Raw genomic sequence first — 16,482 nt, forward strand, 5'->3', positions numbered from 1 at the left:
GGATGGACAAATATGAGTGTATATGAACATTTCAGAAAAGAAGAACAACCTTTTATCGATCAAGTGTTATCATGGAAAGAAATTGTTGAACGAACATATGAGGAGAAATTAACTGATTTTTTAGACCCCAGGGAAAGAAAAATAGTTCATATGTTAATTCCAACAAGTGATGATGCATTACAAGTAAAGCACGATGGTGGTGGAAAGTACACGGAAAGAACCCGTGTCATAATTGCGCCATTTTATTCATTGATTCAGAAAGATGATTTTCAGTTAACATTATTGGAAGCAACATATCCTACAAAGTTTGTTACGCTATCCCATCGCGATGTTTTAGGTGCCTTTTTATCATTAGGACTTGTTCGTGATAAATTGGGAGATATTTATGTGGATAACGGTAAAATTCAAATGATTGTTGCAACAGAAATTGCAAATTTTGTACGTATGAATTTCACACAGATAAAACAAGCGAGAGTAACTTTTTGTGAAAAAACCTTTACAGAATGGATAGAAAATAAACCAAATTGGATAGAATCAAATCAAACTGTTTCTTCATTAAGACTGGATAATGTTGTGAAAGAAATATATAATATATCTAGAAAACTCGCCGTAGAAGCTATTAAGAAACAACTGATTAAAGTTAATTTCAAAGTAGTTGATGATGCAAAGTTTATACTAGGAGAAGATGACTTAATTTCTTTTAGACGTAAAGGAAGAAGTAAATTAGTTGAAATTAATGGACAAACCAAAAAAGGAAAATGGCGAATAACGACTGCAAAATTAAAGTGAAGGCACATGTCTTTTAGTCATTCCTGAATGATGCTACTTAATTACGATTAAAATACTAGGAGGTGTCATCATGGCCCTTTCACCACTCGATATTCATAATAAAGAGTTTACAAAGAGTTTCCGTGGGTATGATGAAGATGAGGTAAATAAATTTCTCGATCAATTAATGAAAGATTATGAATCAGTTATTAGGCAAAAAAATGATTTTCAAGATAAGGTCGCACAATTAAATGAACGACTCAGCCATTTTACAAATATTGAAGAGACATTAAATAAATCTATTTTAGTTGCCCAAGAGACAGCAGAAGAAGTAAAAGGCAATGCATCGAAAGAAGCAAAGTTAATTGTTAAGGAAGCTGAAAAAAATGCGGATCGAATTATTAATGAAGCATTAACAAAAGCACGTACCATCGCTATTGAAGTAGAAGATTTGAAAAAACAAGCAAAGGTGTTTCGTACTCGCTTAAGAATGTTAGTGGAAGCACAATTAGATATGGTTAATACCAATGATTGGGAAGACCTTTTAGAAACAGAATTAATTGATGAAGATATTGTTAGTACAGAAGCATAACTTCTTGACGTAAACAATTTTTTTACATATAATGCATAGATAAGAATCGACAAATTATAATAGATGAAATATTTTGATGGAGACAGTATAAAAGGGTATGGCTGAGAAGCGAATTAGGAAATGGTGGGAGCCTGATGCAGACATCCTTTTAGAAAATCACTCCGGAATAGCCAGTTTGAAAGATTTTAGTAAATTTGGCCGTCTGATTAACGTTATAAATCAACTGAGTGAATGAAGAATGTGGCATGTAAGAGATGAACTATTTTTCATTTTAAAGGGTGGTACCGCGAGTCTTCTCGTCCCTTAAGGGATGTGAGGGCTTTTTTTGTCATAAGTTGACTGGCTGCCAGACATCTGCTGATTGAAGTTTCACTTTATTGATAATAAGGAGGAAAAAGAATGGAATATAAGAAAACATTGTTATTACCAAAAACAAAATTTCCGATGCGTGGAAACTTGCCAAATAAAGAACCACTACGTCGAAAAAAATGGAATGAAGAAGAGTATTATGAAAAACAATTGGAGCGAACAGAAGGAAGACCGACGTTTATTTTACACGATGGTCCACCATATGCGAACGGTGATTTGCATATAGGGCACGCCTTAAATCAAATTTTAAAAGACTTTATTGTTCGTTACAAATCGATGACAGGCTATCATGTTCCATATGTACCTGGTTGGGATACACATGGTTTACCGATTGAAACAGCTTTGACCAAAAAGAAAAAAGTAAACCGTAAAAAAATGAGTACAGCGGAATTCAGACAAAAATGTGCTGATTATGCTCTTACTCAGGTAGATAGGCAACGTGAACAACGTAAAGAACTAGGTGCTACAGGGGATTGGGATAATCCATATATTACGTTGACAAAGGAATACGAAGCAGCACAAATAAAGGTATTTGGTGAAATGGCAAACAAAGGCTATATTTTCAAAGGTTTACGCCCTGTTTATTGGTCACCTTCTTCTGAATCTGCTTTAGCAGAGGCAGAAATTGAATATCACGATAAACGTTCACCATCTATCTATGTTGCTTTTAATGTCATCGATGGGAAAGGTGTATTAAATACAGATGAAAAAATTATTATTTGGACAACAACACCATGGACAATTCCTGCAAACCTAGGAATCGCTCTTCATCCACAATTAGAATATGCTGTTGTTCAAGTAAAAGAAGATAAATATGTAGTTGCCCATGATTTATTGGAAGATCTTACAGAAGAATTGGAATGGGAAAGCCCAGAAGTTTTACGAACATTTAAAGGGGAAGAAGCTGATCGCGTCGTCGCAAAACATCCATTTTATGATCGTGAATCACTTGTTATGTTAGGTGAGCATGTTACAACAGATTCTGGTACTGGTTGTGTACACACGGCTCCAGGTCATGGGGAAGATGACTTCAACATGGCTAAAGCTTATGGTATTGAACCATTGAGTCCAGTAGACCATAAAGGAGTATTTACAAAAGAAGCTCCTGGATTTGAAGGAGTGTTTTATGATAAGGCGAACAAAATGGTTACTGAAAAATTAGAAGAAGTTGATGCCTTACTTAAATTGAGTTTTATTACGCACTCTTATCCACATGATTGGCGTACGAAAAAACCAATTATTTTTCGAGCTACTCCACAGTGGTTTGCGTCTATTAAAGATTTCCGTGACCAAATCTTATCAGAAATTAAAGCTGTTAATTGGTATCCAAAATGGGGTGAAACAAGACTTCATAATATGGTAAAAGACCGTGAAGATTGGTGTATATCAAGACAGCGTACATGGGGTGTACCAATACCAGTGTTTTACGGTGAAGACGGAACACCAATTATTACCGAAGAAACGATTAATCATGTAGCAGATTTATTCAGAGAGCATGGTTCAAATATTTGGTTCGAACGTGAGGCAAAAGATTTATTACCAGAGGGCTTCACATCTGAACATAGCCCAAATGGAGAGTTTACCAAAGAAACCGATATCATGGATGTTTGGTTCGATTCCGGTTCTTCTCATGAGGCAGTTCTATTACACCGAGAAGGCCACCGTCGTCCGGCAGATGTTTATTTAGAGGGTTCAGACCAATTCCGTGGATGGTTTAACTCTTCCTTATCAACTGCGGTAGCAGTTACTGGTAAAGCGCCATATAAAAATGTTATTAGTCATGGATTTGTGATGGATGGCGAAGGAAGAAAGATGAGTAAATCATTAGGAAACGTTATTTTTCCATCGAAAGTAATTAAACAACTTGGTGCAGATATTTTACGTCTATGGGTTGCTTCTGTTGATTATCATGCAGATGCACGAATTTCAGATGCTATTTTGAAACAAACATCTGAATCATATCGTAAAATTAGAAATACATTCCGCTTTTTACTCGGTAATTTAACTGATTTTAATCCAGAAACAGATCGAGTGGAAGAGTCCAACATGGAAGGTATTGACAGATATATGCTCTATCGCTTACAAGAGCTAGTTGGAGACGTTCATGAAAGCTATGAGGCATATGAATATTCACCAATTTTCCACCGTATCCATAATTTCTGTGCAGATGATTTAAGTTCTTTCTATTTAGATTTTGCTAAAGACATTCTATATATTGAAGCAAAAGATAATCATCGTCGCCGAAGCATCCAAACAGCATATTATGAAATTGTGGTCACATTAGTGAAATTACTAGCACCAATTATTCCGCATACAGCTGAAGAAGTTTGGGAGCATATCCCTGGTGTTACAGAAGAGACGGTCCATTTAACAGATATGCCTGTTAAACGAGAAATCACAGATTTTGATGAAGCGAAAAAAGAAAAATGGGATCTATTCATGGAAATTCGTGATGACGTGTTAAAAGCTTTAGAAGAAGCAAGAGAAGAAAAAGTAATCGGTAAATCACTAGAATCAGTGATTACAATCGTTCCAAAAGATGAGAAAACAAAAGAAATATTAGAAGCTATTCCAAATGTGCATCAATTATTTATTGTCTCAGAAGCGATTATGAAAGAAAAAGATGGAGAAGCAAAAGAATATCGCTATGTTGATGTAAAAGTTGAAAAACATTCAGGTGAAACATGCGAACGTTGTTGGGTTACCTCTAATACAGTAGGAGAAGATGAAGAACACCCAACAATTTGCACTCGTTGTGCCGAAGTGGTTAAACATCATTATATGGATTAATTCAAAATATCTCTTTCCTTTTAGGGAAAGAGATATTTTTTCATGATAGAAGAAACAGTTTATGGTAAAATCAAACTAAACAATTGTGATGTGGAGGAAAGTACATGTATTGGTATTATTTGATTGCTTTAATTGTCATTGGAATTGATCAACTTTCCAAGTGGATTATCGTAAAGAATATGGAAATTTATGAACAGATTCCAGTAATTGATGGATTTTTTTATATTACGTCTCACCGAAATCGAGGGGCTGCATGGGGAATCTTACAAGACCAAATGATATTCTTTTATATCATTACAGTTATCGTCATTATCGGGATTGTTTATTTTCTGCATAAATATGGAAAAGATTCGATATTAATGTCTGTATCACTTAGTCTGATTTTAGGTGGAGCAATTGGAAACTTTATAGATCGTCTTTTACATAAAGAGGTAATCGACTTTTTAGATTTTATTATTTTTACATATGACTACCCAATATTCAATATAGCTGATTCAGCCTTGGTTATAGGTGTTATCCTATTAATGATTGTCACGTTTAAAGAAGAGAAAAGAAAGGAAACAAAATAGGTATGAAAAAAAATCACCTTGTCACAAATCAAGAAGAAAATATACGAATTGATAAACTATTAACCAGTCTACAACCAGATAGATCAAGAAGTGAAATTCAGACATGGATTAAAAGTCATCTCGTTACCATAAACAATCAACCAACAAAGGCAAATTATCGTTGTATGGAAGGAGATGTCATCAAATGGAATATACCGAAAGAGGAAACATTGTCATTAGAAGGTGAAAACATTCCTCTTTCTATTGTATATGAAGATGAAACACTCATCATTATCAATAAGCCATCTGGTATGGTGGTTCATCCAGCCTCAGGTCATATAAGAGGGACATTGGTCAATGCTTTATTATATCATTATGATCAATTGTCAACGGTAAGCGGTGAGGATCGTCCTGGAATTGTGCATCGACTTGATAAGGACACAAGTGGTTTATTAGTGGTAGCAAAAACAGACCAAGTACATCAAAAATTAATCGAACAATTCAAAGCACGTCTTGTCAAAAGAACATATGAAGTGGTTGTGCATGGTACAATTGGTCCTGATGATGGTTTAATTGATGCCCCAATTGGGCGGGATCCGAAACAAAGACAAAATATGACAGTAATTGATGGAGGAAAAGAAGCAATTACCCATTTTCATGTGTTAAAGCGTTTTACTAATTTCACACATGTAGAGTGTCAATTAGAAACAGGAAGAACGCATCAAATTCGGGTTCATATGAAATACATCGGTCATCCGGTACTTGGTGATCCGAAGTATGGCCCAAGACGGAAAAATGTGATGAAAACAGGTCAAGTACTACATGCAAAGTATTTACAATTTACCCATCCAATCAACGGAAAAAAACTTACATTTGAAGTAGAACCACCCAAGGATTTTCAAGAAATAATCCATCAATTAGAGAAAATGTCTTGACACAAATGCCGAAGTTTGTCATAATGAAAAAAGATGAAGAACCTTTAAACTTAGTCCCGTGAGGCTATAAAGGAAACGGAAAATAGATGTGGAATTCGTCTATCCAAAATCCCTGTCCTCACGGATAAGGGATTTTTTATGTATAGGGGTGACAACAATGCAAAAAAAGACGGAATTACTAGATAATGCAACTATTAGCCGCTCACTAACGAGAATAGCCCATGAAATCCTAGAGAAAAATAAAGGGGGCTTAGATCTCGTACTCGTTGGTATTAAAACGAGAGGTGTACCTTTAGCAAAACGATTACAAGAGAAAATTAAACAAATAGAAGGAATCGATGTACCAATCGGTGAATTAGATATTACTTTATACCGAGATGATTTACAAAAGGTTGTCCCAACAGATGAACCCGAACTAAAAGAGACCAATATTGATGTAGATGTTACCGGTAAACAAGTGATTTTAGTGGATGATGTCTTATTTACAGGACGAACAGTTCGTGCAGCAATGGATGCGGTGATGGATATCGGAAGACCTGCCGTCATTCAATTAGCTATCCTTATTGATAGGGGACATCGTGAACTACCAATCCGAGCAGATTATGTAGGAAAAAACATTCCTACATCTGAAAAAGAAGTTGTTGTTGTTCACTTAAATGAAATAGACAATGAAGATGAAGTAATCTTATATAAAAAAGATGAATAATAGGCCTTTAAGAAAATCCAGAGAGATTTTCAAGGTCGCCTAGTTTTGCATAAGCGTTTTGTTTATGCCTACCTCTTTGCGACCTTTTTAGCAAAGAGGTTTTATTTTTGCTAAAAATCAAAAAACGTATCCTTGGAGTAATACAACATGATATATCTATATGAGAACGAGGAGGAATTTAGATGCAACATTTTCTATCTGTTGACCAGCTTAATGAAGAGGAAATTTATCATTTAATCGCACTTGCTAAGAAATGTCAACAAGGAATTGAACAAGTTAAAAAACCAATTTTTGCATTAAATTTGTTTTTTGAACCGAGCACAAGAACAAAAATGAGTTTTACCGTTGCACAAAAGAAACTAGGTTTGGAAGTATTGGATTTTAATCCTGATTCATCCAGTGTTCAAAAAGGAGAAAGTTTATATGACACGGTAAAAACTTTGGAATCAATTGGCGCTGATTTATTAGTTATTCGTCATCCTGATGATGATTGGGCCAAACAATTAGGAAGGAACTTGTCCATACCAATAATAAATGCTGGTGCAGGTAAATTAGAACATCCATCACAATGTATGCTTGACTTATTTACCATTTACCATGAATTTAATACATTTAAGGATATACGAGTTACAATTGTTGGAGATATCAAGCATAGTCGTGTGGCACATTCCAATGCAAGAGCACTACAAAGGTTGGGAGCAAATATTTCTTTATGTGCAGCACCAGAATTCAAAGATACAAATTTAGATTTTCCGTATGTATCCATTGATGAAGCTGTTGAGCAATCCGATGTATTGATGTTACTCCGAATACAGCACGAAAGACACCATGAAATGAATACGACCACAAATTACTTAAGTACGTATGGATTAACAAAAGAACGTGAAAGGAAAATGAAAGAAAAGGCGATTATTATGCATCCAGCTCCAATTAATAGGGGAGTTGAAATTGATGAAGATTTAGTAGAATGCAACCGTTCACGGATATTTAAACAAATGGAAAATGGTGTTTATATGCGCATGGCTATTATTCAATTATTATTAAAAAAATGGGGGATTTATGATGAAGATACTATTTAAAAATGCGAATCGTTTAATAGAAACAAATGAACAAGAAAAATGTGATGTTTTAGTGGAAGGTCAACAAATCGTAAAAATTGCCAATGAAATTAATGAAGAAGCAGACCAAATGATCGATTGTGAAGGAAAATTACTTTTACCAGGATTTATCGACGTTCATATTCATTTGCGTGAACCGGGCGGTGAGGAAAAAGAAACCATTAAAACAGGAACAGAAGCTGCTGCAAGAGGTGGATATACTACTGTATGTCCAATGCCTAATACAAATCCTGTACCAGATAACATGGAAAAGGTAGAAGATCTTTTTGACAGAATTGAAAAAGATGCAGTTGTAAGAGTGTTACCTTATGCTGCAATTACAAACGGGTTAGCTGGTGAAGAATTGACAGACATTACAACACTATCTCAGACTGGAGTATTTGGTTTTACAGATGATGGGGTTGGGATTCAGACTGCTGATATGATGCTCCGAGCGATGAAAGAAGCTCAAGCAAACAACATGCCAATTGTCGCTCATTGTGAGGATAACTCTGTTGTCTATGGTGGAGTATGTCATGAAGGAGAAGTTAGCAAACGTTTGAATTTACCTGGACATCATTCATTAACGGAATCATTACAAATTGCAAGAGATGTACTTTTAGCGGAGGCTACTGGATGTCATTATCATGTATGTCATATTAGTACGAAAGAATCTGTAAGAGTTGTTCGGGATGCAAAAAAAGCAGGTATTCATGTCACTGCAGAAGTTACACCACACCATCTTTTATTAAATGAGGAAGCAGTCGTAAATGATGATGCTAATTTTAAAATGAATCCACCATTAAGAAGTAAGGAAGATCAGAATGCACTAATTGAAGGATTACTAGATGGAACAATTGATTTTATTGCAACAGACCATGCACCACATACAGAAGAAGAAAAGAAAAAAGGGTTTCTCCATGCACCGTTTGGAATTGTCGGTTTAGAAACAGCATTTCCATTATTATATACACACTTTGTGAAAACAAATCGAATCACATTGAAGCAATTAGTTGATTGGATGACAATAAAACCTGCCGAAGTGTTTGGATTACCTTATGGAACATTACAAGAAAATGCACCAGCAGATTTAACATTGGTCGATTTAGATAAACAATTAGAAATTGATAAAGAAACATTCTACTCCAAAGGGAAAAACACACCATTCCATGGGTGGGAGGTTTATGGTTTTCCAATAATGACAGTGGTAGATGGTGAAATTGTGTTTAAGGAGGAAACCAATGACTAAACAACAACTTGTGTTAGAAGACGGAACTACATTTATTGGAACAGGATTTGGTAGTACAGAAAGTATTTCAGGAGAAGTTGTTTTTTACAATGGGATAACTGGATACCAAGAAATGATTTCAGATCCAGCAAATGCAGGTAAAATAATTGTCATGACACAGCCACTAGTCGGAAATTATGGTATTAATCAAGATGATTTTGAAACACTTGATCCATGTATAAATGGTTTGATTGTAAAGGAAGTTTCTGATTACCCATCTAATTTTCGAATGGATGAAAGCTTGGATAGCTTTTTTAAAGCACATGATATTCCAGGAATCACTGGGGTAGATACACGTAAATTAGTAACACATATCCGTAATCAAGGATCAATGAAAGGGTCGATAACGAATATTGAAAGTTCGTTGGATTCCATTATTGAAACACTAACATCTATACCAGAACAAACAAACGTTGTAGAGCAAGTTTCTGCGGTAAAACCATATATTATTCCGGGAAGGGGTTCCCGTATTGTGATTATTGATTTGGGAATTAAACATGGAATCTTACGTGAACTAACAAAAAGAGGTTGTCACATTACCGTCGTACCATATAATTATGGATTTGAAAAAATCATGCGGTTAAAACCAGAAGGAGTATTATTGTCCAATGGTCCTGGAAATCCAACTGCTATTCCAGAAGTAATTGAGACCATTAAGGAACTAATCGGAAAAACACCATTATTCGGGATTGGTTTAGGACAGCTATTGTTTGGGCTTGCTTGTGGCGCATCTACTGAGAAATTACCATATGGACAATATGGAAACTATCCTGTGAAGGATTTAGAAACAAATCAATCACATTTAGTAGCAAAAAGTCAATCATATACAATAACAAATAATTCATTAGATGGAACAAAACTAGAAAAAATTTATATTGGTCTCAATGATAAAACAGTAGAAGGATTAAAACATAAAGAATATCCAGCTTTTTCCGTACAATTTAATCCAGAAGGGTCTCCAGGGCCAGAAGACATTATTTATTTATTTGATTCGTTTTTACAAGAAATCAAACAGTTTTCGGAAAATAAGGAGGATACAAGTAATGCCTAAAAATAATTCGATAAAGAAAATACTCGTTATCGGCTCTGGTCCAATTGTGATCGGACAGGCTGCTGAATTTGATTATTCTGGTTCACAAGCATGCCAAGCATTACAGGAAGAAGGATATACAGTTGTTCTAGCTAATTCAAATCCAGCAACCATTATGACAGACCATACTGTAGCGGATACGGTTTATATGGAGCCATTAACGGTAGAATTTTTAACCAAAATTATCCGAAAAGAAGAACCAGATGCACTGCTTCCAACTCTTGGTGGTCAAACAGGATTAAACTTATCCATGGAGTTAGAAAAGTCGGGGATATTACGAGAATATGATGTTAGGTTGTTAGGTACAACTTTAGAAGCAATACAAAATGCAGAAGACCGGGAAAAATTTCGTACACTCATGCAAGAATTAAATGAACCTATTCCTGAAAGTAGTATTGTCAAAACAGTTGATGAGGCAGTGGATTTTGCTGAGAAAATTGGATACCCACTAATTGTTCGTCCTGCATACACATTAGGAGGAACGGGTGGAGGAATGTGCTATAACGAAAAAGAACTGCGTGAAATAACACGAAATGGCCTAGCGTTATCACCAGTAAATCAATGTTTAGTTGAACGTAATATTGCTGGGTTTAAAGAGATAGAATATGAAGTAATTCGGGATAGTAAAGACCAAGCAATTGTTGTATGTAATATGGAAAATGTGGATCCAGTAGGTACACATACAGGGGATTCCATTGTTGTAGCACCATCGCAAACATTAAGTGATCGGGAACATCAAATGCTACGAACAGCTTCCCTAAAAATTATCCGTGCTCTAAAAATCGAAGGTGGATGCAATGTTCAGCTTGCATTAGATCCACATAGTTTTAATTACTATGTGATTGAAGTAAATCCTCGTGTAAGTAGATCATCTGCATTAGCATCAAAAGCAACCGGATATCCAATCGCCAAAGTAGCTGCAAAAATAGCAATTGGTATGACTTTAGACGAAATTGTTAACCCAATTACAGGTTCTACGTATGCATTCTTTGAGCCAACTTTAGATTATATAGTGACAAAAATCCCTCGTTTTCCATTTGATAAGTTTGTTACTGGGGACCGTACACTTGGCACACAAATGAAAGCAACAGGAGAAATCATGTCCATTGGTCGTACATTTGAAGAATCTTTACTCAAAGGTATTCGGTCTTTAGATTTAGACACAGAAGAGCTTTGGTTAGCATCTTTAGCAGAATTATCGACAGAAGATTTATTTACTAGATTAAAGCAATCAGATGATGAAAGAATTTTTATCATTGCTGAATTACTAAGACGTGATGTCACCATGGAGGAAATCCATGATATTACAAAAATAGATTTGTTCTTCCTTTATAAATTGACAAAATTAATTCACTTAGAGAATGAATTAAAAGAAAATAAATTATCTAAGTCTCTATTACGAAAGGCAAAGAATGTAGGTCTATCAGATGTTAGTATTGCAAGACTTTGGGATGTTTCTTATGAAGAGGTATACGATATACGTAAGAACGCACAGATTCAACCAGTATATAAAAAGGTTGATACATGTGCAGGTGAATTTAATACAGATACTTCTTATTTTTACAGCACATATGAAGTGGAAAATGAGTCTACTTCTTCTGAACGTAAGAAAATTTTAGTTCTTGGTTCAGGACCAATACGAATTGGGCAAGGGATCGAATTTGATTATGCAACCGTTCATTCTGTAAAGGCTATTCAAGAAATGGGCTATGAAGCGATCATTATGAATAATAATCCTGAAACAGTCTCAACGGATTATAGTATCTCTGATAAGCTATACTTCGAACCTTTAACTTTAGAAGATGTGCTTCATGTTGTGGAATTAGAACAACCAGAAGGGGTTATTGTTCAGTTTGGTGGACAAACAGCAATCAATCTAGCTGCTGGATTACAAAAACATGGTGTAAATATTTTAGGGACCAGTTTGGAAGCAATTGATAAAGCAGAAGATCGGGATAAATTTGAAATACTTTTAGATGAATTAGATTTATTACGTCCAAAAGGGAAAGCTGTTTTAGAACTTGATCAGGCGTTAGAAGTAGCAAATACGATTGGCTATCCAGTCTTGGTTCGTCCATCTTATGTTATTGGTGGTAGCAGAATGGAAATTGTCTATAATGATGATGAACTACAAGCTTATTTAAATAAGACGGAAGGATTTAATAATGGACACCCTGTTTTAATTGATAAATATATCACAGGGATTGAAGTGGAGGTAGATGCAATAAGTGATGGTGAGACAACCATTCTTCCAGGAATCATGGAACATATTGAGCGATCAGGTGTTCACTCTGGAGACTCTATTGCGGTGTATCCACCACAACGTATTAGTGAAACAGTAAAGCAAAAATGTATGGATGCTTCTGTAAAGCTTGCAACTGCATTACAAGTGAAAGGTTTGATTAATATACAATACATTGTTTGTGGAGAAGATGTGTACGTATTAGAAGTAAACCCACGTGCAAGTCGTACCATTCCTTTCTTAAGTAAGATTACAGGTGTAACAATGGCGAATATCGCAACGAAATGTATATTAGGTACGCGCCTAGCTGATGAAGGCTATACAACAGGTTTATTACCGGAAGTAGATCTTGTAACAGTAAAAGTTCCTGTCTTTTCATTTGAAAAACTACGTAGTGTAGATGCCATTTTAGGACCTGAAATGAAATCAACTGGAGAAGCAATTGGATATGATCAAACATTAGAGAAAGCATTATATAAAGGTCTAATAGCTTCTGGACTATCTATCCCACAAGAAGGTTCAGTACTTCTTACAGTAGCTGATAAAGATAAAGAAGAGGTAGCAATGATTGCGAAACGATTTCACGAATTAGGATTTAAACTATATGGAACAAAAGGTACTGCAGAATTTATAAAAAATAATGGAATAGCTGTTACAGAAGTAGAGAAAATTGGCTCTGGAAAACCAAATGTACTATCGATTATTAATTCTGGAGAAGTACAGTTTGTTATTAATACAATAACATCTGGAAAACAGCCACGATCAGACGGTTTCCGTATTCGTCGTGAATCTGTTGAACATGGAATTCCATGTCTAACTAGTTTAGATACGGCAGATGCGATTCTAAATGTTATGGAATCAACAACTTTTAGTGCTAAACCAATGATAAATAAAGAGGTTTTGTATAAATGAAAACTATTCAAAAAATGATCATCAAAAAAGTAAACACAATTGCCTTAGATACCACTGAAATGGTATTAGTACATGAGGAAGTTGCAAGAACGGCCATTCCAGGTCAGTTCTTGCATATCTCTGTACCGGGCCATACATTAAGAAGACCAGTATCCATTGCTGATGTAGATAAAAAGGAACATGCAATCACCATTCTTTTTAAACAAATTGGTTCAGGTACAAAAGCATTAGCAAGTCTCCCTGTTGGTGCTACACTCGATGTGTTGGGACCGAATGGAAATGGATTTAATCTTCAGGAGAAAAACGGTGACACCATCCTATTAATCGGTGGTGGTATAGGAGTACCACCCCTATATTATTTAGGTAAATCATTAGTAGAAAAGGGATATAAGATTATATCTGTTCTTGGTTTTCAAACAAAAGACTATGTATTTTATGAACAAAAGTTTTCTAAAATAGGAAAGACCATTATTGTTACAGATGATGGGTCATATGGAGAAAAAGGATTAGTAACAGATGTATTAAATGAAATAGAACAAATCGACTGTTATTATTCCTGTGGACCACTTCCAATGTTAAAAGCTGTTCGGTCTCATTTATCTCATAAAAAAGGTTATTTATCTTTGGAAGAACGTATGGGGTGTGGTGTTGGTGCATGTTTTGCCTGTGTCGTTCCAACAAATGATGACTCTGGTTATAAGAAAATTTGTCAAGATGGGCCAGTGTTCCAAGCAGAGGAGGTACAAATATGATTGATTTGTCTGTTGAGTTACCAGGTCTATCATTGAAAAATCCAATCATGCCTGCATCTGGGTGTTTTGGATTTGGTCGTGAATACAGTGAGTATTATGACCTATCGAGACTTGGCGCTATTATGATGAAAGCTGCTACAGGTAGTAAACGGTTAGGAAATCCAACACCACGTGTTGCAGAAACAGCCTCTGGGATGTTAAATGCGATTGGCCTACAAAATCCTGGGGTAAATGAAGTCATTAAAAATGAAGTACCTTTCTTAGCACAATATGATACAAAAATTATAGCTAATATAGCTGGGAGTACAATAGAAGAATATGAGAAAGTTGCTAAAGCATTTAATCAAACAAAAGATGTTCATGCTTTAGAATTAAACATTTCTTGCCCAAATGTGAAAGAAGGTGGAATTCAATTTGGGACAGATACAGAAATGGCAGCACGTGTTACAGAAATCGTAAAAAATGCTAGTGACAAACCGGTATATGTAAAACTTTCGCCTAATGTGTCTGATATTACAGCAATGGCACGTTCAGTGGAGAAAGCTGGTGCAGATGGATTATCGATGATCAATACATTAACTGGTATGCAAATCCATCTACCAAGTAAACAGCCATTACTAGCAAATAAAACAGGTGGATTAAGTGGTCCAGCTATAAAACCTATCGCCATCCGAATGATTTATGAAGTAAGGCAGCATGTTTCAATTCCGATTATCGGTATGGGTGGTATCTCAACAGCAGAAGACGTATTAGAATTTCTTCTTGCAGGAGCAAATGCAGTTGCAATTGGGACAGCCAATTTTCAAAACCCGTTCACTTGTATTGATATTATCGAAAAATTACCAGAAGTTTTAAAACAAAATGGGTTTCATTCTGTAAAGGATGCAGTAGGGAAGGGGATTGTTGATGATTCATCCAATATATCTTGCCCTTGATTTTCCAACTTGGCAAGAAACGAAGCAGTTTATTGAAACATATGGATTTAAAGGAGTTCCTGTTAAAGTGGGAATGGAATTATTTTATCGTGAAGGCCCAGTGGTCATTGAAAAATTGAAACAAGATAATCACCCAATTTTTCTAGACTTAAAGTTGCATGATATTCCAACTACAGTGATGAAGGCCATGCGAAATATTTCCACACTTGGTGTTGACATGGTAAATGTTCATGCCTTAGGTGGTAGTGAAATGATTAAATGGGCAAAAGAAGGATTACTTCTTGGTGGATCTGGAATAGACACAAAACTTATTGCCGTTACAATCCTTACATCAATGAGTGATGAAAAAATGAATGAAGAATTGATGATAAATGGTACGGTAAAACATGTAGCAAGTCATTTAGCAAATATGGCAAATGAGAGTGGTGCAGATGGAGTAGTTTGCTCTGTTCATGAAGCACGTAAGATAAAACAGGTTTGTGGGAATGATTTCCTTACCGTGACACCTGGCATTCGCTTAGAACAATCACAAAAAGATGATCAAGAACGTGTTGCAACACCAGCCTATGCGAAGAAAGCTGGTGCAGATATTCTTGTTATAGGACGAAGTGTGACAAAAGCAAACGATCCAGTGAAGGCATACAAACAAGCAATGGAGGAATGGAATAATGGGCTTGAATCATGAAGTAGCAAAGGATTTATTATCCATTAAGGCAGTACAAATTCATCCTGAACCAGAAAATTATTTTACTTGGACATCTGGTATTAAATCACCAATTTATTGTGATAATCGTTTAACAATGTCCTATCCTAAAGTACGGGAGAGAATCACACAAGCATTTATCCAAAAAATAAAAGAATGGGGAGTCCAACCAGATGTCATTGCTGGTTGTGCAACAGCAGGCATTCCACATGCGGCATGGTTAAGCAAAGAACTCGACTTACCAATGATTTATATACGTTCAGAAGCCAAAAAGCATGGTAAAGGAAATCAAATTGAAGGTGAAGTCCAAAAAGGTAAGAAAGTAGTAGTGATTGAAGATCTTATTTCAACAGGTGGTTCTTCCATCGATGCGGCAATGGCCGCGAAAGAATCAGGCTTTGAAGTAATTGGTGTCCTGGCCATTTTTACATATGGACTAGAAAAAGCGAACCAAAATTTCGCAGATGCGAAGTTAGATTTTGACACGATTACAACATTTGATCACTTACTAGAGATATTAGAAACGGAAAATAAATTCGAACAAAAAGATGTGCAATCATTGTTAACATGGCGAGACTCAATGTAGTTTTAGATTCAAATTAATTCAGTATAGAAATAATAAAATGTTTTTCCAACAGATTATTATGCACAGAGGGAGGTTTTCCCCTCTGTTTTTTCATTACGAATGAATATAATTTTTACTTAACTGGACAGAAATAAAAACGTCAAGTAGACTATAACAAAATGTAATTTAG

The 16,482-nt window shown here is 35.5% G+C and carries 14 protein-coding genes and 1 other annotated feature; all 14 genes read left to right on the forward strand.

All coding sequences use genetic code 11. The features are described from left to right. Positions 1–12: 12 nt before the first annotated feature. Positions 13–789: a YlmH family RNA-binding protein gene (locus FHP05_RS00925; RefSeq protein ID WP_147665185.1), complete on the forward strand. Its 777-nt coding sequence runs from the start codon at positions 13–15 to the stop codon at positions 787–789. A gap of 70 nt (positions 790–859) precedes the next feature. Next, positions 860–1,360, forward strand: a complete 501-nt coding sequence (locus FHP05_RS00930) for a DivIVA domain-containing protein (protein ID WP_147665187.1) — start codon at positions 860–862, stop codon at positions 1,358–1,360. Between the two features lie 64 nt (positions 1,361–1,424). Continuing rightward, positions 1,425–1,667 (forward strand) — a binding site (T-box leader). Between the two features lie 92 nt (positions 1,668–1,759). Then, complete coding sequence (gene ileS, locus FHP05_RS00935; protein WP_147665189.1) at positions 1,760–4,519, forward strand: isoleucine--tRNA ligase; 2,760 nt, start codon at positions 1,760–1,762, stop codon at positions 4,517–4,519. Positions 4,520–4,623: 104 nt separating this feature from the next. Next, positions 4,624–5,088, forward strand: a complete 465-nt coding sequence (gene lspA, locus FHP05_RS00940) for a signal peptidase II (protein WP_147665191.1) — start codon at positions 4,624–4,626, stop codon at positions 5,086–5,088. 2 nt (positions 5,089–5,090) lie between these two features. Continuing rightward, positions 5,091–6,002, forward strand: coding sequence for an RluA family pseudouridine synthase (locus FHP05_RS00945; RefSeq protein ID WP_147665193.1), 912 nt, complete (start codon positions 5,091–5,093; stop codon positions 6,000–6,002). Positions 6,003–6,159: 157 nt separating this feature from the next. Continuing rightward, positions 6,160–6,708, forward strand: a complete 549-nt coding sequence (gene pyrR / locus FHP05_RS00950; RefSeq protein ID WP_147665195.1) for a bifunctional pyr operon transcriptional regulator/uracil phosphoribosyltransferase PyrR — start codon at positions 6,160–6,162, stop codon at positions 6,706–6,708. Between the two features lie 182 nt (positions 6,709–6,890). After that, positions 6,891–7,787, forward strand: a complete 897-nt coding sequence (locus tag FHP05_RS00955) for an aspartate carbamoyltransferase catalytic subunit (protein ID WP_147665196.1) — start codon at positions 6,891–6,893, stop codon at positions 7,785–7,787. After that, positions 7,771–9,054 carry a dihydroorotase gene (locus tag FHP05_RS00960; RefSeq protein WP_147665198.1) on the forward strand — a complete coding sequence of 428 codons (1,284 nt, stop codon included), beginning with the start codon at positions 7,771–7,773 and terminating at the stop codon, positions 9,052–9,054. Before FHP05_RS00955 ends, FHP05_RS00960 begins: the two co-directional genes overlap by 17 nt. Next, positions 9,047–10,144, forward strand: coding sequence for a carbamoyl phosphate synthase small subunit (locus FHP05_RS00965; RefSeq protein ID WP_147665200.1), 1,098 nt, complete (start codon positions 9,047–9,049; stop codon positions 10,142–10,144). Before FHP05_RS00960 ends, FHP05_RS00965 begins: the two co-directional genes overlap by 8 nt. After that, entirely contained in the window at positions 10,137–13,337 is a 3,201-nt protein-coding gene (gene carB, locus FHP05_RS00970; RefSeq protein WP_147665202.1) for a carbamoyl-phosphate synthase large subunit, read from the forward strand. Before FHP05_RS00965 ends, carB begins: the two co-directional genes overlap by 8 nt. Beyond that, on the forward strand, positions 13,334–14,089 hold the full coding sequence (locus tag FHP05_RS00975) for a dihydroorotate dehydrogenase electron transfer subunit (RefSeq protein WP_147665204.1): 756 nt from the start codon (positions 13,334–13,336) through the stop codon (positions 14,087–14,089). Before carB ends, FHP05_RS00975 begins: the two co-directional genes overlap by 4 nt. After that, positions 14,089–15,024: a dihydroorotate dehydrogenase gene (locus FHP05_RS00980; protein WP_330998068.1), complete on the forward strand. Its 936-nt coding sequence runs from the start codon at positions 14,089–14,091 to the stop codon at positions 15,022–15,024. The genes FHP05_RS00975 and FHP05_RS00980 overlap by 1 nt, the downstream gene beginning before the upstream one ends. Continuing rightward, positions 14,996–15,709 carry an orotidine-5'-phosphate decarboxylase gene (pyrF, locus tag FHP05_RS00985; RefSeq protein WP_147665208.1) on the forward strand — a complete coding sequence of 238 codons (714 nt, stop codon included), beginning with the start codon at positions 14,996–14,998 and terminating at the stop codon, positions 15,707–15,709. The genes FHP05_RS00980 and pyrF overlap by 29 nt, the downstream gene beginning before the upstream one ends. Further along, entirely contained in the window at positions 15,693–16,313 is a 621-nt protein-coding gene (gene pyrE / locus FHP05_RS00990) for an orotate phosphoribosyltransferase (protein WP_330998057.1), read from the forward strand. The genes pyrF and pyrE overlap by 17 nt, the downstream gene beginning before the upstream one ends. Positions 16,314–16,482 lie beyond the last annotated feature (169 nt).

This window comes from Cerasibacillus terrae, assembly GCF_008039555.1.
GTDB classification, from domain to species: domain Bacteria; phylum Bacillota; class Bacilli; order Bacillales; family Amphibacillaceae; genus Cerasibacillus; species Cerasibacillus terrae.

What these genes read in the sequence shown, in the direction of transcription:
- FHP05_RS00925 (WP_147665185.1), top strand. Translation starts at nt 13, where the DNA reads ATGAGTGTATATGAACATTTCAGAAAAGAAGAACAACCTTTTATCGAT.
- FHP05_RS00930 (WP_147665187.1), top strand. Translation starts at nt 860, where the DNA reads ATGGCCCTTTCACCACTCGATATTCATAATAAAGAGTTTACAAAGAGT.
- ileS (WP_147665189.1), top strand. Translation starts at nt 1,760, where the DNA reads ATGGAATATAAGAAAACATTGTTATTACCAAAAACAAAATTTCCGATG.
- lspA (WP_147665191.1), top strand. Translation starts at nt 4,624, where the DNA reads ATGTATTGGTATTATTTGATTGCTTTAATTGTCATTGGAATTGATCAA.
- FHP05_RS00945 (WP_147665193.1), top strand. Translation starts at nt 5,091, where the DNA reads ATGAAAAAAAATCACCTTGTCACAAATCAAGAAGAAAATATACGAATT.
- pyrR (WP_147665195.1), top strand. Translation starts at nt 6,160, where the DNA reads ATGCAAAAAAAGACGGAATTACTAGATAATGCAACTATTAGCCGCTCA.
- FHP05_RS00955 (WP_147665196.1), top strand. Translation starts at nt 6,891, where the DNA reads ATGCAACATTTTCTATCTGTTGACCAGCTTAATGAAGAGGAAATTTAT.
- FHP05_RS00960 (WP_147665198.1), top strand. Translation starts at nt 7,771, where the DNA reads ATGAAGATACTATTTAAAAATGCGAATCGTTTAATAGAAACAAATGAA.
- FHP05_RS00965 (WP_147665200.1), top strand. Translation starts at nt 9,047, where the DNA reads ATGACTAAACAACAACTTGTGTTAGAAGACGGAACTACATTTATTGGA.
- carB (WP_147665202.1), top strand. Translation starts at nt 10,137, where the DNA reads ATGCCTAAAAATAATTCGATAAAGAAAATACTCGTTATCGGCTCTGGT.
- FHP05_RS00975 (WP_147665204.1), top strand. Translation starts at nt 13,334, where the DNA reads ATGAAAACTATTCAAAAAATGATCATCAAAAAAGTAAACACAATTGCC.
- pyrF (WP_147665208.1), top strand. Translation starts at nt 14,996, where the DNA reads ATGATTCATCCAATATATCTTGCCCTTGATTTTCCAACTTGGCAAGAA.
- pyrE (WP_330998057.1), top strand. Translation starts at nt 15,693, where the DNA reads ATGGGCTTGAATCATGAAGTAGCAAAGGATTTATTATCCATTAAGGCA.